Below are 26,393 nucleotides of genomic sequence, written 5' to 3'. Positions count from 1 at the left end.
AGCGCGCTGCCAGCTTTTATTAGTTGAATTTAGAATACTTGTTCTACTTCGTAAATGCCAGGAATCTCTTGAGAAAGCGCGCGTTCAATACCAGCTTTTAGCGTGATCGTTGAACTTGGGCAGTTTCCGCAAGCTCCCATTAATCGAAGTCGTACAATACCGTCTTCTACATCGACGAGTTCAACGTCTCCTCCGTCGCGTAGTAAAAATGGGCGAAGTTTATTAAGTACTTCTTGAACTTGTTCATGCATGTTCAATCTTCCCCTTTCTATATGTTCCATTATAAATCGAAAATAGTAAAAAATCTATCCAATATGTCTGACGATCTGGTGTCAAAGTAGTTCACCATAATTGCGTGATTGAGAACTATTTTCATTTTATCTTTTTTCGCTTCTTTTGTAAAATGTTATTAAGGTTTTTTCATTTAGTATAGGGGGACTTTGTATGAGCGGAAAGACAATCCACATAACTATATATGGTGCAGATGTGAAGTGTGCCAGCTGTGTCAATGCACCGAGTTCAAAAGAAACATACGAGTGGCTGCAGGCTGCGATTGCCAGAAAGTATGAAGGCGATCGTATCCGATACCAGTATATAGATATTGAGACAGAAGACCACCCGGATGCGGATCCAGATATCATTCAGCAAATAGCAGAAGATGAGTTGTTCTATCCCCTAGTGCTAGTAGAGGGGGAAGTAGTGGCAGAAGGAAACGTACGGTTGAAGTCTGTTTATAAAGCGCTGGATGAAGAAGGGGTCCCTCTAGCAGAAGAGGCCTAGACATATCGTATGATTGTTTCTTATGATAAAATGAACTTGTTTAGGGTTTCATCCAATAAATGAGGTGAAGCGGATGAATCCATTAATTGAGTTTTGTGTAAATAATATAATCAGCGGTTCCCAGGAAGCGTTTGAAATTCTTGATAAAGATCCAGATCTTGATGTTGTAGATTACGGCTGCCTGAGAAATTGCGGACTTTGCTCCCAAATGCTATATGCAGTAGTTGAGGGGGAACGTATCATGGCAGATACCCCAGAAGAACTTGTGAGCAATATTTATAAACATCTGGACGAAACCCTATAAGAAAAGACTTCACGACACGGTGAAGTCTTTTTTCATTTCTCTTCTTGTCAGCTGCCACTGATCTCGAGCCATTTCGACAACTTTCGGGTCGATGAACAGTTTCTTCTTCTCGATCACTTTGGAAAAGTTTTTGATCGCTTCTTTTTCATGTCCTAATCTTCGGTGTATCTCACCAATTAGATACAGTACTTTCAGTGGAGTCATTTTAGGATCGTCAAGGTCATCTACTACATAGGACTTTTCATACATATTCAATGCAAGTCTCATAAAACGCTCCACCTGCCGTGGCTCTTCCAAGTAACGATACAGCCATGCTGTTCTCAAATATAAACCGGCAAGCACTACAGGCTTCTCCTCTTTCAACAGTGCGGTTACGATGCACAGTTTGAACGTTCTGATGGCCACCTCATATGATCTTTTGCCTGAATAATCCTGATTCGTCCATTTATTCGTTATATTATGTTCAATTGTCTTTCTGGTATGGCTTGGAATGGTCTTTGAAAACTGGTCGTTCGCAGCGTATCCGCAAGCTGGACACACATGAACATGATATAAAATTGGGTTAATCTCTGCTTGTTCGTAAACAGTGAAAAATAAGGTGTCTGTGGACACGGGTCGGATGAAGCGAGAACGGACCTTCGTAGTGGTGTAGTGGTACTTACAGTAGGCACATTGTATGTGTCTTTCAAATGTTGGACTCATATCCATCGTCATGTCGCTTCAACACCTCCTAATGTACTAATACTATTATCCTGCACTGTGGTGTCGGTTTCAAGTTTGAATCACTTTTTTGCGGCTAGAAATTTGATAAACAATACTGTGGAGATTATACTTAAATTAGGAATAAGAAAGGAGAGGCTCGGGATGATTCTGAATATTACAGAAGCGGCCAGTCGCCAGATCAAAGAAATGATGAAAGAAGAAGACTCTGAGAATATTCGCCTGCGCTTCGGTGTAAAAGGCGGAGGCTGTAGCGGTTTATCGTATGCTATGGGCTTTGAAGAGGATATTAATGAAGAATTAGACTTATTGGAAGAGTCCAATGGTATTCCAGTGGTTATTCATAGACAAGATGCACCGATCATCGAAGGAACGAAGATCGATTTCAAAGAAAACATGATGGGTGGCGGGTTCACGATCGATAACCCGAACGCGATTGTATCCTGCGGTTGCGGTTCATCCTTTAAGACAGCGACGAATGCAGGGACACCTGATCCGAACTGTTAATCGTTTAATGGAGAAGAAGTCTAAACTAGGCTTCTTCTTTTTTGTGTGAAAAAAGAGTGATTAATGGAGGCGGCGAAAGCAGGCTCACTACCTTTTTGGAAGCTAAACGGCCTTGAAATGTCACATAGAGCGCTTCTCTCTGTCGTTTCGTGATACAAATCAGGCGAAAAGGTAAAAGAGACAGCCTCTCTCTGCCATTTTGACCTCATCAAGGTTAGAAAAGGGTACGGATGATGCTCCTCTCTACCTTTTTAAGCAACAGGCTCATCCAAAACGTCAAATAGAACAGCTTTCCACAAAAAAAGAAGGAGCCCTCTGGCTCCTTCTTATTATTGATCGAACATGCTCGTTGAGTGTTTCGGTTGTACACGGGCACTAGGATCGATATAGGCTTTGGCGTTGTTTACTGCTGTCGGTCCTTCTCCGAATCCTGATGCGATCAGTTTGACTTTACCAGGATACGTACAGATATCGCCTGCAGCGTAAATGCCTTTTATGTTCGTTTCCATTTTCGAATTGACAACAATGCTGTTCTTATCAATTTCAAGTTCCCAGTCTTTGATCGGTCCAAGGGAAGAGATGAAGCCGTAGTTGATGATGACATCGTCGACGTCAATCGTTTCGACTTTCTCGCCTTTTACTTCTTGGATCTTCACTTGTTCAATTCGTTCTTCACCGATTAATTCTTCCGGTGCGTACGGTGTATAAACATTTACGCTGGAATTCATCAGCTGCTCTACACTATGTTCGTGGGCACGGAATTTAGCTCTGCGGTGGATGATCGATACTTCTTTGGCGATCGGTTCTAGCATTAATGCCCAGTCGACAGCAGAATCGCCGCCTCCGGCAATCACTACCTTTTTATCTTTGAACTGATCCATATTAGTTACGTGGTAGTGTAAGTTCGTTTCTTCATATTTCTCTGTATCGTCTATCTTAAGCTTTCTCGGTGCGAATGCTCCGTTTCCAGCAGTGATGACCATCGTTCTTGTATAATGTACGCCTTTGTTCGTCGTCAGCTTCAACACATCGTCTTCCACGCGCTCGACGTGTTTCACTTCTTCCTTAAGGGTGACGGTAGGATCGAAAGCCATTGCCTGTTCTTCTAGATTATCGACTAGCTCTTGAGCACGGACTTTAGGGAATCCTGCAACGTCGTATATATATTTCTCAGGGTAAAGAGCCGTCAATTGACCACCTAGGTGAGGAAGGCTCTCAATAATATTGACGCTTGCCTGACGCAAGCCGCCGTAGAAGGCGGTGAACAAACCGACGGGGCCGCCGCCGATAACAGTTATATCATATATTTTGTCACTCATAATAATCCTCCTGTTGAAAAATGTCACTAAATCACATTCTATCATAAAAAAATGACAGATGGGAATTCTAGCTCATGTAAGCAATTACAATGAAGCGAATTGTTCCATAATTTCGATAACTGTTTTTTGGGTTGAAAATCACAATAAAAAGGTCTAAGATGGGACTAGATAACTTATTACGATATTGTGACAACTTCTTTGGTTATTCGGCAATCTTTTTTTATATGATAATGTGAAAGTAGTCACAAACGAAGTCTTTGGGTAAAAATATTACGAGATGGAAGTGATTTCTAATGAAAAGTCCTAGTATTGTCATCCTCGGTGCAGGTTATGGAGGAATCATGACTGCAGTGAAACTGCAGAAGAAATTGGGCGCCAATGATGCCAAAATCACATTGGTAAACAAGCACGATTACCACTACCAGACGACTTGGTTGCATGAGAACGCAGCAGGTACTCTGCACCACGATCGTACACGTCTTAAAATCGCGGACGTTGTAAACACAAGCCGTGTTAACTTTGTTCAAGATACAGTAACAGAGATCAAGCCGGACGAGAAGACAGTCGTACTTGAAAACAGCGACCTTTCTTATGATTACCTTGTAATCGGTCTAGGTTTCGAAGCAGCGACTTTCGGAATTCCTGGTCTTGAGGAGCATGCCTACACTATCAATAACATCAACAGCTCCCGCTTGATCCGTCAACATATCGAGTATAACTTTGCGAAATACAACAACGAAGTAGAGAAGAAGCAAGAACGCTTGAACATCGTTGTTGGTGGTGCTGGTTTCACAGGTATCGAGTTCGTAGGTGAGCTTGCTAACCGTGTACCGGAACTTTGTAAAGAATACGATGTACCACGTGAAAACGTACGTATCATCAACGTCGAAGCAGCTCCGACAGCACTTCCTGGTTTCGACCCAGCACTTGTTGAATATGCGATGAACTCTCTTGAAGCAAGAGGCGTTGAATTCAAGATCGGTGCTATGATTAAGGAAGTAACAGAGAACCAGCTTGTCTTCGAAAAAGATGAAGAACGCGAAGAGATTCCGACGAACACGGTTGTATGGGCAGCTGGTGTACGTGGTAACTCTCTTGTAGAGAACGCTGGATTCGAATCAAATCGTGGACGTACTCCGGTAGATGGACAACTTCGTCCTAAGGGATACGAAGATGTATTCATCGTTGGAGACTGCTCTCTGATTATGAATGAAGAAACTGGACGTCCTTACCCACCGACAGCTCAAATCGCGATTCAGCAAGCTGAGTTCTTAGCTGACAACCTTGCTGGTAAAATCCGCGGCGGTGGACACGAAGAAGACTTCGTACCAAACATTCAAGGTACAGTAGCTTCCCTAGGCGATGACGATGCTATTGGTGTTGTCTTCGATGGTAAGAAGCTCTTCGGATGGCAGGCATCTGCGATGAAGAAAATCATCGACAATCGCTACCTTCTGAAGCTTGGTGGTCTTCCATTAGTCTTGAAAAAAGGTAAATTGAATTTCTTTAACTTCTAAGATATCAAAAAGCAGAGACCGCTTGTGTCTCTGCTTTTTTTGTGGATTTTATTACTCGCTCTATAAATAAGCATTACCAAAAGCTTTTTCATCAGGTTGCGCTTTTTTCAGAAGCCATATAGAATGAAATTTGGTGAAGTTTTTATAGGGGGAAATAAGTTGAATATCGTACAGTTTGCCGTATCAATGCTTTTATTTTTCGTGCTGTTCTTCGGAATATCGTTCCTATTAAATATGATTCTTCGTTCTTCATGGATCATGTCTTTCGTATATCCCGTGATCGTGTTGTTCATTGTGGATGACTTTCCGTGGACGAATTACTTTTCACAACCTGGGGAAGCGTTTCCTAATGTCTTTTCTCATATTGCGAACTTAAAAGTAGTTGATATTATCATTTTGACGAGTGGGTTCATCGGAACGATCGTAGCGGGTATCGTCATCCGGAAGTTAAGGAAAAACGGATATCAGATGTTCTAATACATACGCCATTACCATGTGTAATGGCGTTTTTTGATGAATAATAAACTGCGACTTGGACATGATGACACCTAGAGGTGATGATCATGAACAAGCGATATCATAACATAGCAATCACTCTTTTATTTCTACTTGCTTTTTACTTTACGGTGAGTAACATCACGAATGTATCTGTTACAGATCTGGATGAATGGATTGCGGCGAAATTCAGTGGGGAAACCCATCAAGGGGCCTCTCGAGGTCTTCATAAAGTGGACTTGGAATCAAAGTCTTTGAAAGTAAAAGAGGCAGATCAACGCTATATTTCCAGTGCTAGTGTTCAAACGACGAAGGAATTAGAAGAAGCGGTAGATCTCAGTCAGTATCCGAGCCACACTGTAACGGCTACCGGCTATACTGCCGGAGAAGAATCGACAGGGAAGACACCGGATCATCCTGAGTACGGGATTACATTCTCTGGGGTAGAAGTGAAGCGTGATCTATATTCCACCATAGCGGCGGACCTTAATGTGTTTCCGATCGGAACGGTGTTGTTCATACCGGGATATGGATACGGTGTGGTAGCAGATAAAGGAGGCGCAATCGAGGGGAATGAACTCGATTTGTATTTTCATACCGTCGACGATGTGTACGCTCAATGGGGAAAGAAGACGCTGGATGTCTATCTTGTGAAAAAAGGAACAGGGAAACTGACCGAAGAGGAATTAACGAATCTTAATGAGAACGAAGCGCTTCAGGTTTTCCGCAACCAGATGAGTGAAAATTAAAAGAAAGCCCCTGTCTGAGTCAGACAGGGGCTTTCTGGTTTTTAGTCCAAATTTATATGAACGAATAAATCAAAAAGGTCAGGAGAATTCCGGTCAGTCCTCCGAAAAATACTTCAATCGGCTGGTGTCCAAGCAATTCTTTCAACTCTTCTTTCTTCTGATATTCTTCTTTATTTCCCCAATCTCTCGCCTCGTTCACGAAACGATTGAAGTCTTTGAGAAGGATATTCAGCATGATTGCCTGTTCGCCAGTTTGACGACGTACACCAGTGGAGTCAAACATTACGATGATGGAGAATACACACGCTACGGCAAAAATGGGAGAATCGAATCCTTGCTCTATACCGACTCCGGTAGCTAGTGCGGTGACCGCTGCGGAGTGGCTGCTTGGCATCCCGCCAGTACTGAAAGCGAGCGAAGGGCTAAAGTGCCGAGAAGCAATGAATTGAATAGGAACTTTAACGGCCTGTGCGAAAAAAATGGAGGCGATGGACGCCCATAAGGGGAAGTTATGTAGTAAATCGAACAACATGGTGACATCCTTTCCGGCTACATGAGGTTGATTAAATATCGCTATTTCTTGTATGAAAACAAATTCATTATACCACATTTCCAATACCGCTGACCTGTCTCATGAGGCAAAGTTCGAATTTTTTTGTATACTGTGAGGTGGAGGTGTTAGATGATGTTTATTATCAAATCTAAAGCGGATCGAGTAGAAGGAACACTTCTAGTTGGTTTGTTTGAAGGAGAAAGTCTGCAATCAGGAAATGATGATCTACAAAGAGAAGGGAATACGTACATACAGCGAGGAGACGTTTCGGCTCGTTTCAAGGCGATTACGACTTTGCATTTTGCAAAAGAAGGGCTGCCGGAGCGCTTGCACGTAGTAGGGTTAGGTAAGCGTGAGCAGTGGAACCACGACCGGTTCAGAAAAGCATTAGGCCATGCTTTCCAAAGTATTCATAAGGAAGAGGTAGGCGTTGATCTGGATGGTTTATTAGGTGAGCTTCCTGGAGAAGTAGGAGCGGAATTGCTTGCAGAGTCACTGGTAATGGCTACGTACACGTTACCGACGTTCAAAACGAACCAAAGTCAGAACGTTAGCATGCAGCAGTTGAATGTCTTTACAGGACAACCAGAAGATGTGGTGAGCACTGCTTTAGCAACAGGGGAAGCATATGCGCGTGGCGTTAACAAAGCACGTGACTTAGTCCACTTACCTGCTAATGTCATTACGGCATCGAAGCTTGCAGAATACGCAAAGGAACTTGCGGATCAATACGATATGAAAGCGGAAATTCTAGATAAAGAACAAATGGAAGAGCTCGGAATGGGGGCGCTCCTCGCCGTTAACCAGGGATCGGTCGAGCCGCCTAAGATGATTGTCTTGACTTATCAAGGCTTAGACGAGTGGAAGGACGTAACGGCATTTGTTGGTAAAGGGATAACGTATGACACAGGTGGTTACTCCATCAAATCCAAAACCGGTATGCCTGGAATGAAAGGGGATATGGGAGGAGCAGCGGCTGTTCTTGGTGCTATGGAAACCGTAGGACGACTGAAGCCAGAGAAAAACGTCATCGCTGTGATTCCGTCATCCGATAATATGATTTCTGGCGATGCATTTAAGCCGGATGACGTTATAACGTCCATGAGTGGTCAAACGATAGAGGTATTGAACACAGATGCGGAAGGTCGTCTGGCACTTGCAGATGGGGTTACCTATGCGAAAGAAAAAGGTGCCGACAGAATCATCAATGTGGCGACGCTGACAGGTGGTGTTGTTACAGCACTTGGTTCCTGGATGACGGGCGCCATGACGAATGACCGTAAATTTTATGATGCCGTAGAAAGAAGCGGAGAGTCAAAGGGAGAGCCGATTTGGCAGCTTCCGTACAACGACGATTATAAAGCCCAAGTCCGTAAGAGTGACATTGCCGACTTGAACAATTCTCCGACCAGAAAGGCCCATGCGATTATGGGTGGTGCGTTTGTAGGAGCGTTCGTTGGCGACACTCCATGGGTGCACTTGGATATTGCCGGTACATCGGTTGCCGAATCCGCTCATGAACTTGGACCAAAAGGACCGACGGGTGTCATGTCTAAAACGTTGGCTAATTATGTTATGAATTTATAAGGTTTTAATTTTTTGCCATAGAGAAGGTACTTCTCTATGGCAAATTTTTTTAAAACTAGAGAAGTCTAGGCGCTTGACTCAATCGATATTGGAAGAATTGTATAGGATGTAAGACGTGTGAAATAGAAGCTGGGAATTGCTTGAAAGTCGGTCCGTTGTTGTAGATAGCACCGCCCAAAGCAAAGAAAAAAGCCCCGTAACAATTACGGGGCTTGCCACATTAGTCTTGGATAGCAGCTTCCAGCGCTACTTCGATCATATCGTTGAAGGTAGTTTGGCGTTCTTCTGCTGTCGTTTCTTCTCCTGTCAGGATGTGGTCGCTGACAGTCAGTACGGAAAGGGCTTGACGGTTATATTTGGCAGCTAATGTGTAAAGAGCTGTCGTCTCCATTTCAACCGCAAGGACATTGTACTTCGCTAGCAAGTTGAACATGTCCATTGCATTGTCGCGGTAGAAGCTGTCACTCGTGAATACGTTACCTACACGTAGGTTGAGCCCTTTAGCTTCCCCGGCATCATAAGCGTTCTTGAGAAGACCGAAGTCAGCTGTAGGAGCGAAATCGATGCCTCCGAACACCATACGGTTCATTTGAGAGTCTGTTGTAGATGTAGAAGCCAAGATCACGTCGCGGACTTTCACGTCACTTTGAAGCGCTCCGCAAGAGCCGACGCGGATCAATTTCTTCACATCGAATCCTTCGATTAACTCGTTGACGTAGATGGAAATGGATGGAACGCCCATTCCTGTACCTTGTACGGAGATGCGCTCTCCTTTGTAAGTACCAGTATAGCCGTACATGCCGCGTACTTCGTTATAGCACGTTACGTCTTCTAAGAAATTCTCTGCAATATATTTTGCGCGTAGTGGGTCACCTGGCAATAGAATCTTGTCTGCAATATCTCCAGGGTTTGCACCGATATGTGTTGTCATAGGTATTACCTCCTCCGAATCGTTCGACTTCTTTAAGTTACCACACCGAAAAGTAGAAAACAAATAGTGTTGTATTCATAGTAGGTGCTGATAGAATAGGATTACAGAACACTACTTAGGAGAGGGACTTATGCGCTACGCTTCAATCGACAACATCGAACAAAATGACCAGCTAGGAAAGAACATCTATGCAGATGATGGTCGTATTTTACTGAATAAAGGAGTTTCCTTCACAGTTGGCATCATCTCTCGTTTGAAGAACATGGGAGTTGAGGCGGTTTACCTGATGGATACGGAAGGTATAGAAGTAGAAGAAGAGAATTCCTTTGATGAAGAGACAAAGCGTGAGGTGCTGGCGAATTTGTCCAAATCGTTCGATTATATCCAATCGGGCAAGAACTTTCAGCCGCAGCAGATTGGAAAATCCGCTGAGAAAATCATGAGTGAATTGATGCATTCAAAAGATGTGCTTCTCCATCTTAATGATATTCGCACGGAAGCTAATAAATTGTTCGTGCACTCCACACACGTCGCCATCATGTCCGTTCTCATCGGCATGAAAATGGGGTACACGCCAAAAGAATTGAAAGAGCTTGGTACAGGAGCGTTGCTGCATGATGTAGGCAAGTCTTTGGAAAATCAGCCGGGGAAAGAAAACCATCATACTTGGAAAGGGTTCAATTTACTGAGAAAGAGCCGCGAGTTAAGCACGTTGGTCTCTCATGTTGCCTTTCAACACCATGAACGATTGGATGGTAGTGGCAAACCTAGGGGGATTACCAAGGAAAAACTGCATCCTTATGCTAAAATTGTTAGTGTAGCTAATGATTACGACAATTTGGTTGCTCCAATGGACGGTGCGACACCTTTGATGCCCTATGAGGCTTGTGAAAAGATCCTTGGTCACACGAACAAGTGGTATGATCATGATATCGTATGGCAATTCTTAAGGAGTATCGCCATCTATCCAAACGGCTCGAATGTGCGTTTATCAAACGGAAAGTATGGAACGATCACAGCGCAGAACCACGGACTGCCTCAACGGCCTGTCGTTCGTGCTTTTCAGAATAACGAGTTAATGAACAATTATGATGTCGAAGTCATTGATTTGTCCAAGGAAACCACATTGTTTATTGATAAAGTGATGAATGAGTAACATGGAATAAAGGTAGGGGTGAAAAAAGTGAATATTTCAATCTCGAAATTACCTGGTATTGGTCAAAAGATCTCACTCAGAACGGGTGAGGACAGTATGCTTGTCCTGATTGTCCACCACACCGGAAAAAGAGAATTGTATTTCTTTGATGATGCCGATAGTGAAGAGGCAGATTTCGCCATGGATTTAACATCGGATGAAACGAGGGAGTTAGGAGCTCAATTGTTAGGGGCGACGTATCAACCTGTCGATGCCGACAAGTTGAAGATTTTCAAAAATCAAATCGTCATCGATTGGGTAGAACTCCTAGAGAAATCAAGCCTTGCGTATAAGACGATCGAAGAATCTGAAATCCGTAATAAAACGGGAGCGACGATCATCGGTATCGTCAAAGGGGACGAAACGATCGCAATCCCAGAAGCTGATACGAAATTGCAACCAGGAGATGTCATCATGACAATTGGAAAGCAGGATCAAATAGATACCTTATCCGACTTGTGTAAAGGAGAGGAATGATCGCTGGTGCATACTGAATTCCCGGCCTTGCTAGGGGCAGGGCTTATTTTGCTATTTATTTTCTACTTAGGGTATTTAGCAATCAAAATCAAATTACCCAATGTCATCTTGTATATCATACTCGGCATTATTTTAGCCGATGTACTTCACGATAACGAACTGCTCCATTTCGCTAGTGAAATCGGTATTGTACTCTTGTTTTTCCTACTTGGCCTTGAATTCAACGTGGAACGGCTCGGCGGGATTGCGAAGCGGATCTGGCCATCCGGTTTGCTTGATGTTGTACTGAGCTTAGGGGTAACGACAGGAATTGCCTTCTTGTTCGGGTTAAGTCCATTCGAGAGCTTTCTAGTCGGTGGAATTGTCTATGCTACCAGTTCTTCTATTACAGCGAAACTCCTGGATGATCGTGGCCGAATGGCGAACACCGAAACCGAATTCATGCTCGCCATCCTGATCTTTGAAGACTTAGTGGCGCCGATTGTCGTGGCAATATTGTTCGGTGTGAGTTCTGGAGAGAGCTTCACATCGCTCACCTTCCTATTGCTTGTAGGGAAGATCATTGGCCTTACAGCTCTGGCTATAGTACTTGGAAAAACGGTCTTCAAGAAATTCGAGAGGTTTCTCGATAGAATAGATGATGAAGATTTCAAAATTGCATTACTGATTGGGATTGCGTTGTCCTACGGAGGACTAGCCTTGTTCTTAGGGTTGTCTGAAGTATTAGGAGCATTCTTAGCAGGAATGATGCTCGCCGAAATAGGACGAATCGAAAAAGTGGAGCAGACCGTATTTCCAGTACGTGACTTGATGCTTCCTACATTCTTCATCTATTTCGGAACGACCATCAATCTCGGAGACGGCGTTCCGATGGCCGGGTTGCTCATATCGATTATCGTCTGGTCTATCTTCTCTAAAGTTTTACTTGGAATCATAGGTGGTCCTTTATACGGCTTATCGAAACGCGCCTCGATGAGAGCTGGTTTCTCATTGTGTGCAAGGGGAGAATTTTCCGTTGTCATTGCAAGTGTAGCAACCGGAATGATGAAGGTGTTCAGTGGTCTATACATTGTGATTGCTGCTTTCATCGGTATGATCTTATTCGAACAAGCCCCGAAGATCACGAACAAAGTGTACGGAAAACCTGTTAAGAAAAAGCGAAACCTTAAAGTACCAGGCAGTTGAACTCGGCGCGCAGGCGCCGAGTTTTTTTGACTGAAATGGGAGCCAGTAAAAAAGCGTATGGCCTTTTGACCACACGCTTTCGGATTCCTGCTATCCAAAATACTGCTTTTCTAAATCGTCCAACTGCTGTTTAGCACTTTCGTTGAATTCGGTTTCTCTCCGTTCCAATTTCTTACGAAGCTTGCTCACGGATTTTTTTAAGGATGTTTGATAATCAGGTGCTTCCGTCCCTTCAAAGGGATGAACAGCTTCTTTCTGAATGTTCGCCTTTTCCAAGTAACTCAATGCCTTACGTTGGTGGAAGAAAACATTCTCCGTTTTACCAGGATTGTGCAGGTCCCCTTGCATCGGGTGTTTGTCTACCGCTAGAACTTGCACGAGATAAAAGCGGTTGCGATCTTCTACGACTTTTCCTATATAAATTCCTGATTTGTAATGGGCTTTGACAAGGTCTCCTGTTTGAAACTCTTCCATAATCCCCCTCCTCTATATAAGCTAGTGTATCAAAGATTACAATTGTGAAGAAATCGTGAATGGGGTGAAAACCGTTTCCTAGATTTGCTATAATAGCGATAGAAGAAAGGGATGATGAGCGCATGATGGAATTTCTTTATTTCCCAGAAGATAAGTCAGAATATTTTCCAGCCGTCATAACGTTATTGATATTCATTGTTCTTGCTGCAGTCGCGATGATTTTTATCATAAAGGCTTCACAAAAAGAAGAGAAGAAAACCGATCAGATCTATCAGGAAGAAAAACAAAATCACGATTACTGACGAATGCCGCGTTGAGAAAACGTGGCTTTTTTTATGCTGAATTTAATAAATCTGTTCAAGGAATGCCTGTAAGCTCTTTGGTATATTTTACATGCGAAAGGGAGACACTAGCTAGAAGATGACTCATGAACGGAGGTTCTTTTATGATGAAATGGCTGTGTGGATTCCTTTTTCTCACCTTGCTACTTGCAGGGTGTGCAGATGAGAAGAGGTCACCATTAGATACGTCTATTTACAACGGGAACAACGACAAAATTGGGACGGCGACTTTCAAAGAGGTTCCGGAAGGCGTTGAAGTTAAGCTTACGGTAGAGGGCCTGGAACCGGGGGTGCATGCTGTTCATATCCATGAATTCCCGAAATGTGAAGCACCAGATTTTCAAACAGCTGGCAACCATTTCAACCCGATGTCTAAAGATCATGGGCTAATGAATACTAAGGGGCCGCATGTTGGGGATATGGCTAATGTGGAAGCGGACGGAAGTGGACTTGTGGATGCCACCCTGATGCTGCCTGAAGCAACGTTGAAAGAAGGTCAGAAATCATTACTTCGAAAAGAAGGCACTTCCATTGTCATACATTCCGGCCAGGACGACGGCATGTCCCAGCCAGCTGGGGATTCTGGGGAACGCATTGCCTGTGGGAAAGTTACCTTGAAAGCAAGTGAAGACGAAACGAGTGACCCGACAGACCCTGATATGAAACAAGATAAAGGATAAAAAAAGGCAGAGCTGATTTAAGCTCTGCCTTTTAAGTTGTTGAAAATACTATCGGTTATCGTTGGTTTAGAGGAGCGGTGTTGGAGAAACGACTCGCTTTCCACGGGCGTCCGCTGAGCCTCCTCACTCCCTAACGGTCGCTGTGGGGTCTCAGACTGTACTATGATCCCGTAGGAGTCTCCCCGTTTCTCCAACACCTTTACAAAAAGATCCGTAAGCTTCTAGAAGTCACTTACTTTAAACTGAAAAATGAGAAGGTAACCCCATCTTCGTTAAGTTCTGCGCCTTAACTTTTGGCAAAGTGGTGTGGGGGATGCCGAGACTAACTGCGTGTGCACGGACAACTGAGAGTTATTTCTCTTCGGTCTAGCATCTCTATAACAGAGTCGTTATTCGCTCTTCAACAGTACTAGAAAACCCAAACAATCAGTGCGGGTTTTCTAGTCATCTATATTCTTTTGCCTCGATTTATCTTTAAAGCGAACGGACCGCTTGGATGATTCTTGATACGCCATCTTCTACGATCGAGGAAGGTGCAGCAATGTTAATACGCATAAATCCTTCACCTTCTTCTCCGAATGAAGCGCCATCGTTCAATCCGACTTTCGCTTGTTCTTTCATAAAGGTTTTCAGTTCTTCATGACTCATACCAAGCCCACGGCAGTCAAGCCAGAGCAAGTACGTTCCTTCAGCACGAATCACTTTGATCTGATCCGTTTCCTCGTGGAAACGATTCTCTACATAGTCACGGTTGGTCTCAAGCGTTTGAAGTAGCTCTTCTAACCATTCTTCGCCTTCTTGATAGGCGGTTTCCATGGCATGCAAGCCGATGGTGTTCAACATCATCATTCCTTGGTTCTGGAATTGTTTGTCGAGTCGCTTTCTCTTGTTAGCATCTGCTGTTACGACATAAGAAGCTTGCAACCCTGCAAGGTTAAAGGTTTTGGTTGGTGATAGGCAGGTGACTGTCTGTGTCTTTGCATCCTCTGAGAGGGATGCAATCGGAATGTGCTTATAGTCTTTATAGATTAAATCTGCGTGTATTTCATCTGAAATGATCAGTACATCGTGTTTCACGCAAATATCTTTCATCTTCGTCAGTTCTTCGTCTGTCCAAACTCTTCCGACAGGATTATGAGGGTTACATAGAATAAAGGCTTGAACATTATGGTCTTTGATTTTCTTCTCGAAATCCTCGAAATCAATCGTGTATGTTCCGTTCTCATATTGTAATGGGTTCTTCACAATATGGCGACCATGACTTCTTACGACGCTGTAGAACGGTGGATAGACGGGAGTTTGGATGAGTACGTGATCAGCAATGTCTGTTAGAGATTGAATGATCATATGGAGCGACGGGATGACTCCAGGGCTGTAAGTAATCCACGGGGCTTCAATATCCCACTGGTGTCTTTTTTGTAGCCAGTTTTTTATTTGTCCTTTGACTTCCTCATCGGGCCATGTATATCCGAAAATTCCATGATCAACACGCTCCTTCAGTGTGTCAACCACAGCCTGCGGAGTCTGAAAGTCCATATCAGCTACCCACATAGGTAGCACTTCTTCATCTTGATACATTTGTTTGACCAGGTCCCATTTGACAGAACGGGTTCCTTTTCTAGGTGTCACTTGGTTAAAACGATTCAAGTTCATTCCCTCCTTAACTTCCAATAGTTTTATCATAACGGAATAAGAAGATGAGTTAAAAACCATAAGTCTTGAGAAAAAAAGTCAAAAAAAAAGCAAAGCGAACGGTCGCTTTGCTTACACAGGGGGAATACGAGAAAGTCTTACGTTACTTAGTTTAACCAAATATACTAGACTCTAAACCTATTATTTTATTTTTTTTGTTGATTTAAATCATATAGGAAATTCATGGCTTTCAGAACGTCTTCTTCTGAAAAGTCGCGAGCTTTTTTCAGGAGAAGTTTTGTACGCTTTTGCCCAACCTCTTTAATCAATGCTTTTAGTTCATCGTCGATATTGGAGTCGTCATCGGTGTCGAACTCCATCAGTTCAGAAGCGGGGATATCAAGTACTGTTGATAACTTCAGGATCGTGTCTAATTCAGGAGTACGTTCATCAGATTCATAGCTTTGAAGTGTCTGGACGCCTATTCTCGCTTTCAACGCCAGTTCCTCTTTCGACAAACCATTAGCTTCCCTGTGAGTGCGAATGTTTTTTCCAACTGACATGGCTGATGCCTCCTACTACATTTTGTTTTCATTATACCATGAATCAGATGGGGGTATTCTGAAGAATCTGATTTTTAGGGCGGGCTCATCGGCTTTGCTTATTCGTCCGAACTGTGATAAAATCATTAATTGCGTGAAATGAAGCGAATAATATCAATAGCAGGAGTTGTATAGCATGTCAGAGAAGTTTCAAGAAGGTCAAGTATTAGAAGGTAAAGTCACAGGAATTCAACCTTATGGTGCGTTCGTCGCTCTAGACGAAAACGTACAAGGATTGGTTCACATTTCAGAAGTGACTCACGGATATGTGAAAGACATTAACGAGCACCTATCAGAAGGGGACGAAGTTCAAGTTAAGATCTTGAACATCGACGAAGCGAAAAACAAATACTCCCTTTCCATTCGTGCGACTCAAGAAGCGCCAAAAGCTCGTCGTCCACGTAAGCAGGCTGCTGCACCGAAGCAAGAAGAAACAGCAGGCTTCAACACATTGAAGGACAAGTTGGAAGACTGGATCAAACAGTCTGACGACCGCGAGAAATTCCGCAAGTAATTGCAGAATAGATAAAGAACGGACTCCGAGGAGTCCGTTCTTTTTTTATGCTTTATCCGTAGCTTCTTCCCCTGCGTCACTATACTCAGCTGCTGGTGAGAAGTATAGGGAGATGGCAATAAGTCCACTAATCCCAACTAAAGTATAAATGACACGTGCGAATGCCCCGCTCTGTTCTCCGCCACCAAACAGGCCAGCAACTAGGTCGTATTGAAAAAGTCCAATTAGTCCCCAGTTTATCGCCCCGATGATGACCAGTAAAAGAGCCGTTCGTTGAATCCAACTCATGGTTTACCCTCCTTTTTTGTCAGTTTCTGTTTTATGTTCTGTCGATAGGGAAATATTATTCCTGTTGCATATCCTTTGAGAATTTCTATTCGATTAGAGATAATGTGATTCGAGAGTCATGAAAAAGGAGGAGTTACGTAATGGAATCATTTACGTTCTATAACCCGACAAAGCTAATCTTTGGTAAGGATCAGATTCAACAACTACCTGATCAACTACCACAAAATACAAAGAAAGTACTAATGGTATACGGGGGCGGAAGCATCAAGAAAAATGGTGTTTACGACCAAGTAATGGAGCAGCTCAATAAAGCAGGAGTAGAAGTACTGGAACTTACTGGTGTTGAGCCAAACCCTAAACTGACCACGGTTCATGAAGGTGTGAAGATCTGTAAGGAAGAAAATATCGACTTCCTGCTTGCTGTAGGTGGCGGTAGTGTCATCGACGCAACCAAAACGATTGCAACAGGTGCTAAATATGACGGAGATGCTTGGGATCTTGTTACGAGACAAGCTACACCGACAGATGCTGTACCGTTCGGAACAGTGCTTACGCTGGCAGCTACTGGTTCAGAGATGAACGCTGGTTCTGTTATTACGAACTGGGAGACGAACGAGAAATACGGTTGGGGATACCCACCATTCACAAACCCTAACTTCTCGATCCTGGATCCAACTTATACGCAGTCGGTTCCACGTGATCAGACGATTTACGGTATGGTCGACATGATGACGCACATGTTCGAACAATATTTCCACACACCAACACAGTCACCAGTCCAAGACGAAATGATCGAGGGTGTATTGCGTACCGTCATCCGTACTGCTCCGAAGCTTCTAGAAGACCTGGAATCTTATGAGCACCGTGAAACTATTCTTTATGCTGGAACGATCGCTCTGAACGGGATGCTACAGATGGGCTACCGTGGTGACTGGGCATCTCATAATATCGAGCACGCAGTTTCTGCTGTCTATGATATTCCACACGCAGGTGGCCTTGCCATCTTGTTCCCGAACTGGATGAAGCATAACTTGAGCGTGAATGAAGACCGCTTTGCTCAGTTAGCGACGAATGTATTTGGTGTCGATGCAGAAGGGAAATCCACGAAACAGGTTGCCGAAGAGGGAATTCAAGCGTTGCGTGACTTCTGGACGTCCATCGGTGCACCGGAAACGCTGCGTGACTATGACATCTCCGATGAGAAATTCGATACGATCGTTGATCGTGCGATGAAGCGTGGACCATTCGGTAACTTCAATAAGCTTCATGATGAAGACGTAGAAAAAATTCTAGAAATGTCCAAATAATAAATGCCGGAAGGGATCGAGTGTCATTCTCGATCCCTTTTTCTAGTGTTAAGCCACCTTTTTCATTGTGTATCCGCTTACAAATGGAGGATTGCTTGATTTGGGGTGGAGGTTTCGATAAAGTGAAATTGGGTTAAGTAAAATTACATTGGAGGTTGAAACGATGACACATGTTCGTTTTGATTACGAGAAAGCGTTAACGTTCTTTGGTGAACACGAACTTGACTATATGCAAGGACAAGTTTCCTTAGCGCATAAAGCATTGCATGAAAAAACAGGTGCAGGTAATGACTTCCTAGGTTGGCTTGACCTTCCTGAGAATTACGACAAAGAAGAATTTGCCCGCATCAAGAAATCAGCTGAGAAGATCAAATCAGATTCTGATGTCCTTTTAGTCATTGGAATTGGTGGGTCATACTTAGGTGCTCGCGCAGCCCTTGAGATGCTGAACCACAGCTTTTATAACGAGCTGTCCCCGAACGACCGCGACACGCCACAAGTGTTCTTCGTCGGAAACAGCATCAGTGCACCATATGTGAACGAACTATTCGACGTACTTAAAGATAAAGATGTATCCATCAACGTTATTTCTAAGAGTGGAACAACGACAGAACCGGCCATTGCGTTCCGTATTTTCCGTAAGTTCCTAGAAGAGAAATACGGTGTAGAAGAAGCGAAAGGTCGCATCTATGCAACAACGGATAAAGAAAAAGGAGCGCTTAAGACGCTCGCTACGGAACAGGGCTATGAAACATTTGTTGTCCCAGACGATGTAGGTGGACGTTATTCCGTGCTTACGGCTGTTGGTTTGCTTCCGATTGCTGCAAGCGGAATCGATATCGATCAAATGATGGAAGGAGCTCAGAAGGCTCAATCTGAGCTTTCCACGGACAACCTTGCTGATAACCCTGCCTATCAGTATGCAGCAGTTCGTAACGTCCTTTATAACAAAGGCAAAACGATCGAAATGCTCGTCAACTATGAGCCATCCCTTCAATACTTCTCTGAATGGTGGAAGCAGTTGTTCGGTGAAAGTGAAGGGAAAGACCAGAAGGGGATCTTCCCGGCTTCTGCCAACTTCTCTACAGACCTTCACTCCCTTGGACAATACATTCAAGACGGACGTAAGGACATGTTCGAAACGGTATTGAACGTGGAAACTCCTTCTTCCGACATTACGATCGAAGAAGATGAGCAGAACTTGGACGGGCTGAATTACCTTGCTGGTAAAACTGTCGACCAAGTCAATGAGAAAGCAACACTAGGAACAATGCTTGCTCACACGGATGGCCAAGTACCGAACTTGGTAGTGAACCTACCGAAACGCGATGCGTTCACATTCGGTTATCTTGTGTATTTCTTCGAGAAAGCTTGTGCGGTAAGTGGATACATTCTTGGAGTGAATCCATTCGACCAGCCTGGCGTTGAAGCATACAAGAAGAACATGTTCGCTCTTCTTGGTAAGCCAGGATTCGAGAAAGAAAAAGAAGAACTGGAAAAACGCTTATAATCATGAAAAACACTTCTCACCAGAAAATGGATGAGAAGTGTTTTTTTTATTGGTTATATTAAGTACTGAAAGGAGTGGGAACATGATCCCTTTAACATCTTCCATCATGGATCAGCAGTTTACCTTTGAAGAAGTAGAACAGGCGTTGACCCCAATCGGGTTCAAGTTATCCGACAACTGGGATTATGAACACGGCTATTTTGATTATAAAATTGATGACCACGTAGGTTATCAATTCCTCAGACTACCGTTTGCGGTTGTATCCGGTTCATTGGATGCTCCTTCTGACTACGCTACGGTACGTATGCAGGAGCCTTTTCTATTGTCACACAAATACAACCCTGGCCTTGATGATAATGTAAAAGAAGGAAACTTCCGTGCTATATTCGATCAGTTCCAAGAACCGGTTGATAAAGATGCATCGTTTCCAGAAGAACACATCCAAACGGGGAAAGAACTGCTCGAACAAGCGGAACAGGCGCTACTTGCGAAGCGGGGAGAATAGCAGTAAGGCATCTCCCTCTTCAAGCTCTGTGTCTGCGTGAAGGTCGAAGGATATCTCTTTATCTTTTCGTATTCCGATGACCTGGCAGTTCTTCTTCAAAAAGTATTCTAAAGCTTTCAGAACCGGCTTTCCAATAAAGTCTTCTGGTACCTTTTCTTCATGGAACTGTCTTGAAGTCAACAATTCTAATAGAAGTTCGAAAGGCTGGACGGGATCGTTCCGATACAGCTCATGATAGAAGAGGCTGCTCATGAAATCATTGGAGCGGATGACCGTGTTGGCACCGGCTCGTTCGGCATTTATACGCTGCCTGTCCGTCAATACTTCAGCAATAATGAACAACTCTGGTTGATGACCTTTGAGAGCTACAATTTGATGTATGACATTCTGGTCAGATTGTTCTTCGCGTTTATCAGGATCTGCTGTAATGACGGCAACTCTAGCTTGACTGGCATTCGCCTTTTGAAGGGTTTCTTCTTCCGTTGCATCCCCTCTTACAAAGTGCACAGAGGAGAGCCTCTGATAGAAGCGGTTCATCGTTCGGTCGATCAGTACCATTTGGTCTTGTAAATCATGAACGCTCATCATGTCAATCAGTTGCCTGGTCCGTTCATTCCATCCGACAAATAAGAAGTGGTCTTTGCCTCTGAAATCCACTTTCCCTTGTGTTAAATCTTCTTCGTGCTTAACTGTTGCCGCAGACAAAGTCGCCATATAAAATGTCACAAGTCCTCCGCCTGTCATGATCAGTAGGATAGCCACTGCTTTTCCCCAAAGACTTAACGGTACATAATCTCCATAACCGACAGTAGCACCAGTAACGAAAGCCCACCAAATACCATCAAATACAGTGGGGAAGCTGTTCGGTTCGATCGCATGAATAATAAAACCGAAAAGCGTCATCATAATCAGAACGGTAGCAAGCAATCGTATGAATAAAGGGAGTTGAAAGTATAGGCGAATCCATTGTTGCATAGTGTACGCCCCTTTTTTTTATTCAGTATGGCGGTTTAGAGATTTTTTCAAACATGAAAAAAACTTGCCGGAAGTCCGGCAAGTTCTTTAAGATAAGGTTCTTTTGATATCCTGGTACACATTGTCCCAAAAATCACCATGGTCCCGGTAAGCTTTCGTGATAAATGTAAGCATTTGCCTTCGTTTATCCTTGAAGTCAGGGGAATTCTCATCCGGTAAGTTAGCGACAGAGTCGTCTAGGAATTCTTGTAATTCAGGGGCTCTTGGTCCCCAGTTGGTGATTTCTTCTCCGTTTGGGGCAATGAAGATCATCTTCGGAATGGAGCGTGCCTTTCCGTTCGTTAAGTACTGATCCATCAGCTCCAGGTTTTCATCCCGTAGCAGGAAGCGGGTTTGGATGTGACTCGCTTCTGCAAATCGCAAGTAAATCGGGATATTCAACATGGCATCTCCACACCAATCTTCCGTCAAAACAATCGCTCTCAAATCTCGTTTCTGTAAGGATTCAAAGAGGGGATAGTCTTCCTTTGGTACGGAAAAATGCTCATATATATAGATAAGGTTTTCCTGATGGGTCTCCATGGAGTCGACATATTCTTGTGCTGTCATCCCTCTCTGGAACCACTCGTCTAGATTCATGTGCATCCTCCTTATAAACTCATTCATGGGCATGTTCCCTAAACCATCGGGTGTTAAGCCTGTTCTTTCCTATGTGGGGCTACTTTTTTGTTATGATAGGTACAGTAGATAAGTTAAGGAGGAAAAAACAAATGAATAAAGAGCGACAATCATTCTTATTAGAGCTGTTAAATACACCGTCACCATCCAGCATGGAAATGGCGATTCAGAAGCGATGGATCAAAGAAATGGAAGCATATGCAGATGAAATTCGGACAGATCATGCAGGAAATGCCATCGCTGTCTTGAATCCGGATGCAGAGTTCAAGGTGATGCTTGCAGGTCACTGTGACGAAATAGCGCTCGTCATCAATCGTATCGATGAGCATGGATACTTACATATCGATAAAATGGGTGGCATCAATCCGAAAGCTGCGGTTGGTATGAAAGTAACGATTATAGGCTACGGTAAAACAATTACAGGTGTGATTGGTGTTAACGCACAGCACCACGGTGGATTGAAAGGTGATTTCGGACTTGATGATTTGTTCATCGACTGTGGTGCAAAATCAAAAGAAGAAATCGAAAAGTACGTGCAAATCGGGGATTTAGCAGTCTACAAGCGGGAACCCGAAGTGCTTATGGATCGTTATATTTCCGGTAGAGGCCTCGACAACCGTACCGGTCAGTTTATCGTAGGGGAAGTGCTCCGACGTCTATCTGAGAAGAAGATTAACGTAGGAGTTTACGCAGCAAGCACCGTCAATGAAGAAACCAACATGGGTGGAGCGTACTTCGCTGCAGCTGGCATTGAGCCGACAATGGCCATCGCGGTGGATGTAACCTTCGCAACCGACTACCCAGGGGTGAACAAGCAGAAACACGGGGACGTAAAGTTAGATGGAGGTCCTGTTCTTGCTAAAGGAGCGCCAATTAACCGTAATATTAATGCGATGCTTGAGAAGGCGGCGAAATCGCTTGATATGGATGTACAATACGAACTTACGCCTCGTATGACGGGCACGGATGCGGATAAGATGCGTTTGACAGGTAAAGGGGTTCCAGTGGGTCTGGTCTCACTCCCGTTGCGCTACATGCACTCTCCTGTTGAGACGGCCAGCATTCAGGATATCGAGGAAGAGATCGAACTGATGGTGGAGATGATTGCGAATATGACAGGAGAAGAAAGTTTGAATCCTTTAGATTTGTAATGGAGTAGCAGAGGACCATCATTTTGGTTCTCTGCTTTTTTTCACGAAGAGCCAATGCTCTTAATCACCAGAGATAATCTCTGCGTCTTTTATTTCGCCTTCTTCGTCAGCCCAAACTCTATATAAAGTCGAGCTCCCTTTTCTGACTTCTAATACATAGCTGGTCTGAAGTTCACCCCATTGTCCTACAGAGTTAATTTTTTCTACTGCAGTAATTTCAGAGTTTTGATTCAAGACCTCCTGTTTTACAGAGTTCAATTTAACGATTGATATTCCTTTTATCGTTATGAAAACAATGACTACAAAGAGAATGATTGTGAGAAGAACTTTGAAGATAGGATTGGTACCTTGCTTATCCATTTGCCTCCTCCTAATAGAGAAATTTCTTTAGGTATTATATAGAAATTCTAGGTAGTATCTTTCATTTTATTAAATTCTTGGGTACATTTCAATGAGGGCTGAGAAAGGTTCTGTAAGGGTGTGATTAAATATATGGAACCCCAAGCTCAAAACTTGCGATTTTATGACGTTTTGTATAGAATGAATACACAACACTATATCGATTCCATCTTCGGGGCAGGGTGCAATTCCCGACCGACGGTAAGGAGCAGATAATGCTCTAAGTCCGTGACCCGTTTGGCGAATGCCTTACGGTGGACCTGGTGAGAGTCCGGGACCGACAGTTACAGTCTGGATGGGAGAAGATGTCGAGCGAAGCAGGTAGAAGAGGAGTACTTTCTCTACCTCTAGTTTCCTATGGACATATACATTCTCCCCTGAATGCCCACCGGCTTTCAGGGGTTTTTTGATAGGAACATCGCTCACCTTCATCTGAGATGTGAATCGATGGAAAAGATGAAGGGAGAGATTGGGATGAATCAATCATCCAAATTGTTTAAGTTGATCGTATTGTCTTTGTTCGGGAGTATTTCAATGGTGTTGATGTTGGTGAACTTTCCATTGCCGATGCTTCCACCTTATTTAAAAATTGACTTCAGTGAGATCCCTGCTTTGATTGCTGCTATCTTGTTCACTCCAGTGGCGGGCATAGTAGTGGAGGGATTGAAGAATATACTGTATCTCATCTTCACAGGGGCATCTGATCCTGTCGGGGTAGTCGCAAACTTCACAGCTGGTGTGTTATTTATCGTCCCTGTATCAATGGTGTACCACAAGTACAAAACGACGAAGTCCTTGGTTTCCGGTCTTGCGATCGGTGCGTTGATTATGACGGTTGCTATGAGTGTTCTCAACTATTTCTTGATCCTGCCAGCGTATAGCTGGTTTATGGGCATGGAATCTATGAGTGCAAGCGTCAAGATTGCTACGATTCTTGCGGGTATTCTCCCGTTTAACGCACTGAAAGGGATTATTGTCGGTGCCATGTTTGTCATTTTATTTGCGAAATTAAAACCTTGGCTCGAGCAGAAAAGAGTCCGCTCGTCCTCGGCTGCATAAATACAGAAAAAGACCAGATCATCTGATCTGGTCTTTTTTTCGTTTTATTGCGGGTGCCTTGTTAATTTTCTTGTTCATCTACCCGGTAACGAGCGGTCGGCATCGCTTCGAGGCGCTCGACTGGGATCGGTTCGCCTGATTTCTCGCTTTTACCGTAGCGACCATCCTCGATGCGCTTCAGGGCATCGTTCACTTCCATCAGTTTCTCTCGGGCTTGTTCGTAGATAGTTTGTTCTTTCTCTCGTTCGTGCTGATCTGTACCTAAATCTGCAGGGTGGTCGGCGACACTTGAGATTTCCCCCGTTTTGTCGTTTTCATAATCCTCTTTCGCCTGATCATCTTGGTATTGTTCCATCTCTTGTTCTGCTTCTTTTTTCATCTCTAGTAGTTGTTCTTTAAAGTGGTTCAATTGCTTATCCGTTAACATCGTATGTCTCCTTTCGATGAAGAGTTTTATTTCTTCAAGGGGATGACACCGATGGTACATCTGGAGATGGAGACCGCCTCGCCGGATTCAGACTCGATTGTGATCTGCCATACCATCGTTGTTTTCCCAATGTGAAGGGGGATAGCCGTTCCTGTTACTTGTCCTTCCCGTACACTTTTTAAATGGTTGGCATTTATTTCGATCCCGAAGATCTGTTTCTCTTCAGGATTCACATTTAAGTAAGCTCCGATGCTTGCGGCACTTTCCGCTAAGGCAACGCTCGCTCCGCCATGTAAGAAACCCATGGGTTGGTGAGTGCGGCCCTCTACGGGCATCGTCATCACCACTTTGTCCGGCTTAGCGTGTGTGACTTCCATTCCGAGTGCTTCCATCAATGTATTCTGTAACATATCTTCCATTTTACTGTCATCCTTTCCTTTATAATTCCCACTCTGTATTCGTTCAAACCTGACTCCCTTTACACAAAGAAAGGAAGGATGTTGACGGCATCCTTCCTTTCCTCATTCGTCTTTTTCTATTTGAATTCCTTCTTTATCCCAGTGGGATGTAAACTTGAAGAAGTAGAGACAATCCTAACAGAAAGCCGTAGAATGTATTGGTCTGGGCAGTGAATTTCATTGCTGGCATCATTTCCAGTGGTGCACTTTTTCCTTTGAATCCCTGAATGGCTTGACGTGCTTTATGGATACTAAGGAACGTAATCAGTGACCAGTATGGAAGAAGTCCTGTTAGAATAAAGGCTAGTGTCAGGGCGTAAGCGATGACAGCCAATATCGTTAGGAACCGGATTGATCCTTTGTGGCCGAATAAAATTGCGAGCGTTCGGCGTCCGTTCTCTTTATCTCCGACTCGGTCTCGAATGTTGTTGGCAAGAAGGATCGCTCCGACAAAAATGGCGACTGGAATGGAAATGAGAATCACATGCCATGACAACGTTAGCTGCTGAATGAAATAACTGATGGCGATGATGATCGTTCCCATGAATAAACCGGCCGTGATTTCTCCGAATGGCGTGTAGGCAATCGGATAAGGACCGCCTGTGTATAAGTAGCCGAAGAGCATGGAAACAAGTCCAATTACAGCTACCCACCAACTAGAAGCTAGGCAAATATAGACGCCCAATACTCCTGCGATAAAAAAGAATGAGAGCGCTAATGTTAATACGGTACGCGGTCGGACACCGTCGCGAACGATTGTACCTCCGATGCCGACAGAGTTTTCATTATCAAGTCCCCTGACGAAATCGTAATACTCGTTAAACATATTGGTTGCTGCTTGAATGAGGATCGATGCGAGTAACATCGCTGCAAATAGCCAGAAATTAATGGAATCTTCCACAGCAGCGAGCATTGTTCCCACGAACACGGGCACAAAGGCAGCTGTGAGGGTATGAGGGCGTAAGAGGCGCCACCATACTTGGAAACCTTCTCGTTCATTCAAGGAAGCTTTGACGTTTTGGTTTTGTACAGAACTCATAGGTGTTCTCTCCCTTGTTTTAATACTTTGCCTAA

The 26,393-nt window shown here is 43.8% G+C and carries 33 protein-coding genes and 1 riboswitch; of the genes, 18 read left to right on the top strand and 15 right to left on the bottom strand.

Annotation, left to right across the window (positions count from 1 at the left end; translation table 11 throughout):
• Nucleotides 1-29 precede the first annotated feature (29 nt).
• Nucleotides 30-251 carry a NifU family protein gene (locus tag E4663_RS12655; protein ID WP_027956438.1) on the bottom strand — a complete coding sequence of 74 codons (222 nt, stop codon included), beginning with the start codon at nucleotides 249-251 and terminating at the stop codon, nucleotides 30-32.
• A gap of 193 nt (nucleotides 252-444) precedes the next feature.
• On the opposite strand from E4663_RS12655, the gene E4663_RS12650 reads away from it, so the two are divergent.
• Together E4663_RS12650 and E4663_RS12645 are read left to right on the top strand one after the other, a co-directional pair.
• Complete coding sequence (locus E4663_RS12650) at nucleotides 445-780, top strand: YuzD family protein (RefSeq protein ID WP_079478354.1); 336 nt, start codon at nucleotides 445-447, stop codon at nucleotides 778-780.
• A gap of 73 nt (nucleotides 781-853) precedes the next feature.
• The gene (locus tag E4663_RS12645) at nucleotides 854-1,084 is read left to right on the top strand and encodes a YuzB family protein (RefSeq protein WP_079478355.1); all 231 of its coding nucleotides are present in this window, start codon (nucleotides 854-856) and stop codon (nucleotides 1,082-1,084) included.
• A 9-nt stretch (nucleotides 1,085-1,093) separates the two neighbouring features.
• On the opposite strand, the gene E4663_RS12640 is transcribed toward E4663_RS12645, so the two are convergent.
• Complete coding sequence (locus E4663_RS12640; RefSeq protein ID WP_241657198.1) at nucleotides 1,094-1,798, bottom strand: DUF2225 domain-containing protein; 705 nt, start codon at nucleotides 1,796-1,798, stop codon at nucleotides 1,094-1,096.
• Nucleotides 1,799-1,948: 150 nt separating this feature from the next.
• Here E4663_RS12640 and E4663_RS12635 point away from each other — a divergent pair, with 150 nt between their 5' ends.
• Nucleotides 1,949-2,311: a HesB/IscA family protein gene (locus E4663_RS12635; RefSeq protein WP_079478356.1), complete on the top strand. Its 363-nt coding sequence runs from the start codon at nucleotides 1,949-1,951 to the stop codon at nucleotides 2,309-2,311.
• Nucleotides 2,312-2,640: 329 nt separating this feature from the next.
• On the opposite strand, the gene E4663_RS12630 is transcribed toward E4663_RS12635, so the two are convergent.
• Nucleotides 2,641-3,630: an NAD(P)/FAD-dependent oxidoreductase gene (locus E4663_RS12630; protein WP_135327894.1), complete on the bottom strand. Its 990-nt coding sequence runs from the start codon at nucleotides 3,628-3,630 to the stop codon at nucleotides 2,641-2,643.
• A 293-nt stretch (nucleotides 3,631-3,923) separates the two neighbouring features.
• Between E4663_RS12630 and E4663_RS12625 the strand changes: the two genes are divergently transcribed.
• The 3 genes from E4663_RS12625 (at nucleotide 3,924) to E4663_RS12615 (ending at nucleotide 6,391) form a co-directional block, all read left to right on the top strand.
• Entirely contained in the window at nucleotides 3,924-5,147 is a 1,224-nt protein-coding gene (locus E4663_RS12625) for an NAD(P)/FAD-dependent oxidoreductase (RefSeq protein WP_079478359.1), read from the top strand.
• A gap of 159 nt (nucleotides 5,148-5,306) precedes the next feature.
• On the top strand, nucleotides 5,307-5,624 hold the full coding sequence (locus E4663_RS12620; protein WP_079478360.1) for a YuiB family protein: 318 nt from the start codon (nucleotides 5,307-5,309) through the stop codon (nucleotides 5,622-5,624).
• Between the two features lie 80 nt (nucleotides 5,625-5,704).
• Complete coding sequence (locus tag E4663_RS12615; RefSeq protein ID WP_421803780.1) at nucleotides 5,705-6,391, top strand: 3D domain-containing protein; 687 nt, start codon at nucleotides 5,705-5,707, stop codon at nucleotides 6,389-6,391.
• A 52-nt stretch (nucleotides 6,392-6,443) separates the two neighbouring features.
• Here the strand turns inward: E4663_RS12615 and E4663_RS12610 are convergent, their stop codons facing one another.
• Nucleotides 6,444-6,923: a divergent PAP2 family protein gene (locus E4663_RS12610; RefSeq protein ID WP_079478485.1), complete on the bottom strand. Its 480-nt coding sequence runs from the start codon at nucleotides 6,921-6,923 to the stop codon at nucleotides 6,444-6,446.
• A 153-nt stretch (nucleotides 6,924-7,076) separates the two neighbouring features.
• On the opposite strand from E4663_RS12610, the gene E4663_RS12605 reads away from it, so the two are divergent.
• Nucleotides 7,077-8,531: a leucyl aminopeptidase gene (locus E4663_RS12605; protein ID WP_135327892.1), complete on the top strand. Its 1,455-nt coding sequence runs from the start codon at nucleotides 7,077-7,079 to the stop codon at nucleotides 8,529-8,531.
• Nucleotides 8,532-8,751: 220 nt separating this feature from the next.
• Here E4663_RS12605 and deoD read toward each other — a convergent pair whose 3' ends face one another.
• Complete coding sequence (gene deoD / locus E4663_RS12600) at nucleotides 8,752-9,462, bottom strand: purine-nucleoside phosphorylase (protein WP_079478362.1); 711 nt, start codon at nucleotides 9,460-9,462, stop codon at nucleotides 8,752-8,754.
• A gap of 130 nt (nucleotides 9,463-9,592) precedes the next feature.
• Here deoD and E4663_RS12595 point away from each other — a divergent pair, with 130 nt between their 5' ends.
• Genes E4663_RS12595 through E4663_RS12585 form a run of 3 tightly spaced genes read left to right on the top strand, consistent with a single transcriptional unit; the run spans nucleotide 9,593 to nucleotide 12,319 of the window.
• Entirely contained in the window at nucleotides 9,593-10,618 is a 1,026-nt protein-coding gene (locus E4663_RS12595; protein ID WP_135327891.1) for an HD-GYP domain-containing protein, read from the top strand.
• 27 nt (nucleotides 10,619-10,645) lie between these two features.
• Nucleotides 10,646-11,134: a cation:proton antiporter regulatory subunit gene (locus E4663_RS12590; RefSeq protein ID WP_079478364.1), complete on the top strand. Its 489-nt coding sequence runs from the start codon at nucleotides 10,646-10,648 to the stop codon at nucleotides 11,132-11,134.
• Nucleotides 11,135-11,140: 6 nt separating this feature from the next.
• Complete coding sequence (locus E4663_RS12585; protein ID WP_135327890.1) at nucleotides 11,141-12,319, top strand: cation:proton antiporter; 1,179 nt, start codon at nucleotides 11,141-11,143, stop codon at nucleotides 12,317-12,319.
• Between the two features lie 90 nt (nucleotides 12,320-12,409).
• Here E4663_RS12585 and kapB read toward each other — a convergent pair whose 3' ends face one another.
• Nucleotides 12,410-12,793 (bottom strand): kinase-associated lipoprotein KapB, encoded by a 384-nt coding sequence (gene kapB, locus E4663_RS12580; RefSeq protein WP_135327889.1) that lies wholly within the window; start codon nucleotides 12,791-12,793, stop codon nucleotides 12,410-12,412.
• A 125-nt stretch (nucleotides 12,794-12,918) separates the two neighbouring features.
• On the opposite strand from kapB, the gene E4663_RS12575 reads away from it, so the two are divergent.
• Together E4663_RS12575 and E4663_RS12570 are read left to right on the top strand one after the other, a co-directional pair.
• Complete coding sequence (locus E4663_RS12575; protein WP_338323640.1) at nucleotides 12,919-13,095, top strand: hypothetical protein; 177 nt, start codon at nucleotides 12,919-12,921, stop codon at nucleotides 13,093-13,095.
• A 143-nt stretch (nucleotides 13,096-13,238) separates the two neighbouring features.
• Nucleotides 13,239-13,814 (top strand): superoxide dismutase family protein, encoded by a 576-nt coding sequence (locus E4663_RS12570; RefSeq protein WP_135327888.1) that lies wholly within the window; start codon nucleotides 13,239-13,241, stop codon nucleotides 13,812-13,814.
• Nucleotides 13,815-14,288: 474 nt separating this feature from the next.
• Here the strand turns inward: E4663_RS12570 and E4663_RS12565 are convergent, their stop codons facing one another.
• Nucleotides 14,289-15,461, bottom strand: a complete 1,173-nt coding sequence (locus E4663_RS12565) for a MalY/PatB family protein (protein ID WP_135327887.1) — start codon at nucleotides 15,459-15,461, stop codon at nucleotides 14,289-14,291.
• A gap of 191 nt (nucleotides 15,462-15,652) precedes the next feature.
• A complete protein-coding gene (locus E4663_RS12560) occupies nucleotides 15,653-16,009 on the bottom strand; it encodes a helix-turn-helix domain-containing protein (RefSeq protein WP_079478370.1) in 357 nt (118 codons plus the stop codon).
• Between the two features lie 175 nt (nucleotides 16,010-16,184).
• Here E4663_RS12560 and yugI point away from each other — a divergent pair, with 175 nt between their 5' ends.
• Complete coding sequence (gene yugI, locus E4663_RS12555; RefSeq protein WP_079478371.1) at nucleotides 16,185-16,562, top strand: S1 domain-containing post-transcriptional regulator GSP13; 378 nt, start codon at nucleotides 16,185-16,187, stop codon at nucleotides 16,560-16,562.
• A 45-nt stretch (nucleotides 16,563-16,607) separates the two neighbouring features.
• Here the strand turns inward: yugI and E4663_RS12550 are convergent, their stop codons facing one another.
• Nucleotides 16,608-16,850, bottom strand: coding sequence for a DUF378 domain-containing protein (locus E4663_RS12550; protein ID WP_079478372.1), 243 nt, complete (start codon nucleotides 16,848-16,850; stop codon nucleotides 16,608-16,610).
• A gap of 140 nt (nucleotides 16,851-16,990) precedes the next feature.
• Here E4663_RS12550 and E4663_RS12545 point away from each other — a divergent pair, with 140 nt between their 5' ends.
• From E4663_RS12545 to E4663_RS12535, 3 genes are all read left to right on the top strand, one after another.
• Nucleotides 16,991-18,157 (top strand): iron-containing alcohol dehydrogenase, encoded by a 1,167-nt coding sequence (locus E4663_RS12545; RefSeq protein ID WP_135327886.1) that lies wholly within the window; start codon nucleotides 16,991-16,993, stop codon nucleotides 18,155-18,157.
• Nucleotides 18,158-18,320: 163 nt separating this feature from the next.
• Nucleotides 18,321-19,667, top strand: coding sequence for a glucose-6-phosphate isomerase (locus E4663_RS12540; RefSeq protein WP_079478374.1), 1,347 nt, complete (start codon nucleotides 18,321-18,323; stop codon nucleotides 19,665-19,667).
• Between the two features lie 82 nt (nucleotides 19,668-19,749).
• Nucleotides 19,750-20,172, top strand: coding sequence for a YugN-like family protein (locus E4663_RS12535; RefSeq protein WP_135327885.1), 423 nt, complete (start codon nucleotides 19,750-19,752; stop codon nucleotides 20,170-20,172).
• On the opposite strand, the gene E4663_RS12530 is transcribed toward E4663_RS12535, so the two are convergent.
• Together E4663_RS12530 and E4663_RS12525 are read right to left on the bottom strand one after the other, a co-directional pair.
• A complete protein-coding gene (locus tag E4663_RS12530; RefSeq protein WP_079478376.1) occupies nucleotides 20,149-21,147 on the bottom strand; it encodes a potassium channel family protein in 999 nt (332 codons plus the stop codon). The genes E4663_RS12535 and E4663_RS12530 overlap by 24 nt on opposite strands.
• Nucleotides 21,148-21,234: 87 nt before the next feature.
• A complete protein-coding gene (locus E4663_RS12525) occupies nucleotides 21,235-21,786 on the bottom strand; it encodes a thioredoxin family protein (protein ID WP_135327884.1) in 552 nt (183 codons plus the stop codon).
• A 131-nt stretch (nucleotides 21,787-21,917) separates the two neighbouring features.
• Here E4663_RS12525 and E4663_RS12520 point away from each other — a divergent pair, with 131 nt between their 5' ends.
• Nucleotides 21,918-22,976: a M20/M25/M40 family metallo-hydrolase gene (locus tag E4663_RS12520; protein WP_135327883.1), complete on the top strand. Its 1,059-nt coding sequence runs from the start codon at nucleotides 21,918-21,920 to the stop codon at nucleotides 22,974-22,976.
• 60 nt (nucleotides 22,977-23,036) lie between these two features.
• On the opposite strand, the gene E4663_RS12515 is transcribed toward E4663_RS12520, so the two are convergent.
• Nucleotides 23,037-23,336, bottom strand: coding sequence for a hypothetical protein (locus E4663_RS12515; RefSeq protein ID WP_135327882.1), 300 nt, complete (start codon nucleotides 23,334-23,336; stop codon nucleotides 23,037-23,039).
• A 203-nt stretch (nucleotides 23,337-23,539) separates the two neighbouring features.
• Nucleotides 23,540-23,686: riboswitch (FMN riboswitch) on the top strand.
• 163 nt (nucleotides 23,687-23,849) lie between these two features.
• On the opposite strand from E4663_RS12515, the gene E4663_RS12510 reads away from it, so the two are divergent.
• Complete coding sequence (locus tag E4663_RS12510) at nucleotides 23,850-24,434, top strand: ECF transporter S component (RefSeq protein WP_079478487.1); 585 nt, start codon at nucleotides 23,850-23,852, stop codon at nucleotides 24,432-24,434.
• A gap of 61 nt (nucleotides 24,435-24,495) precedes the next feature.
• Here the strand turns inward: E4663_RS12510 and E4663_RS12505 are convergent, their stop codons facing one another.
• The 3 genes from E4663_RS12505 to E4663_RS12495 all read right to left on the bottom strand — a co-directional run bounded on the left by E4663_RS12505 (nucleotide 24,496) and on the right by E4663_RS12495 (nucleotide 26,358).
• Nucleotides 24,496-24,861, bottom strand: a complete 366-nt coding sequence (locus E4663_RS12505) for a TraR/DksA family transcriptional regulator (RefSeq protein WP_135327881.1) — start codon at nucleotides 24,859-24,861, stop codon at nucleotides 24,496-24,498.
• 26 nt (nucleotides 24,862-24,887) lie between these two features.
• Nucleotides 24,888-25,280, bottom strand: a complete 393-nt coding sequence (locus E4663_RS12500; protein WP_079478381.1) for a hotdog fold thioesterase — start codon at nucleotides 25,278-25,280, stop codon at nucleotides 24,888-24,890.
• Nucleotides 25,281-25,413: 133 nt separating this feature from the next.
• On the bottom strand, nucleotides 25,414-26,358 hold the full coding sequence (locus E4663_RS12495) for a 1,4-dihydroxy-2-naphthoate polyprenyltransferase (RefSeq protein WP_135327880.1): 945 nt from the start codon (nucleotides 26,356-26,358) through the stop codon (nucleotides 25,414-25,416).
• Between the last annotated feature and the right edge of the window lie 35 nt (nucleotides 26,359-26,393).

Source organism: Halobacillus salinus, from assembly GCF_004684905.1.
GTDB lineage: Bacteria > Bacillota > Bacilli > Bacillales > Halobacillaceae > Halobacillus > Halobacillus salinus.
The sequence above is the reverse complement of the archived record's forward strand: the minus strand, read 5'-3'. Positions and strand labels throughout refer to the sequence as shown.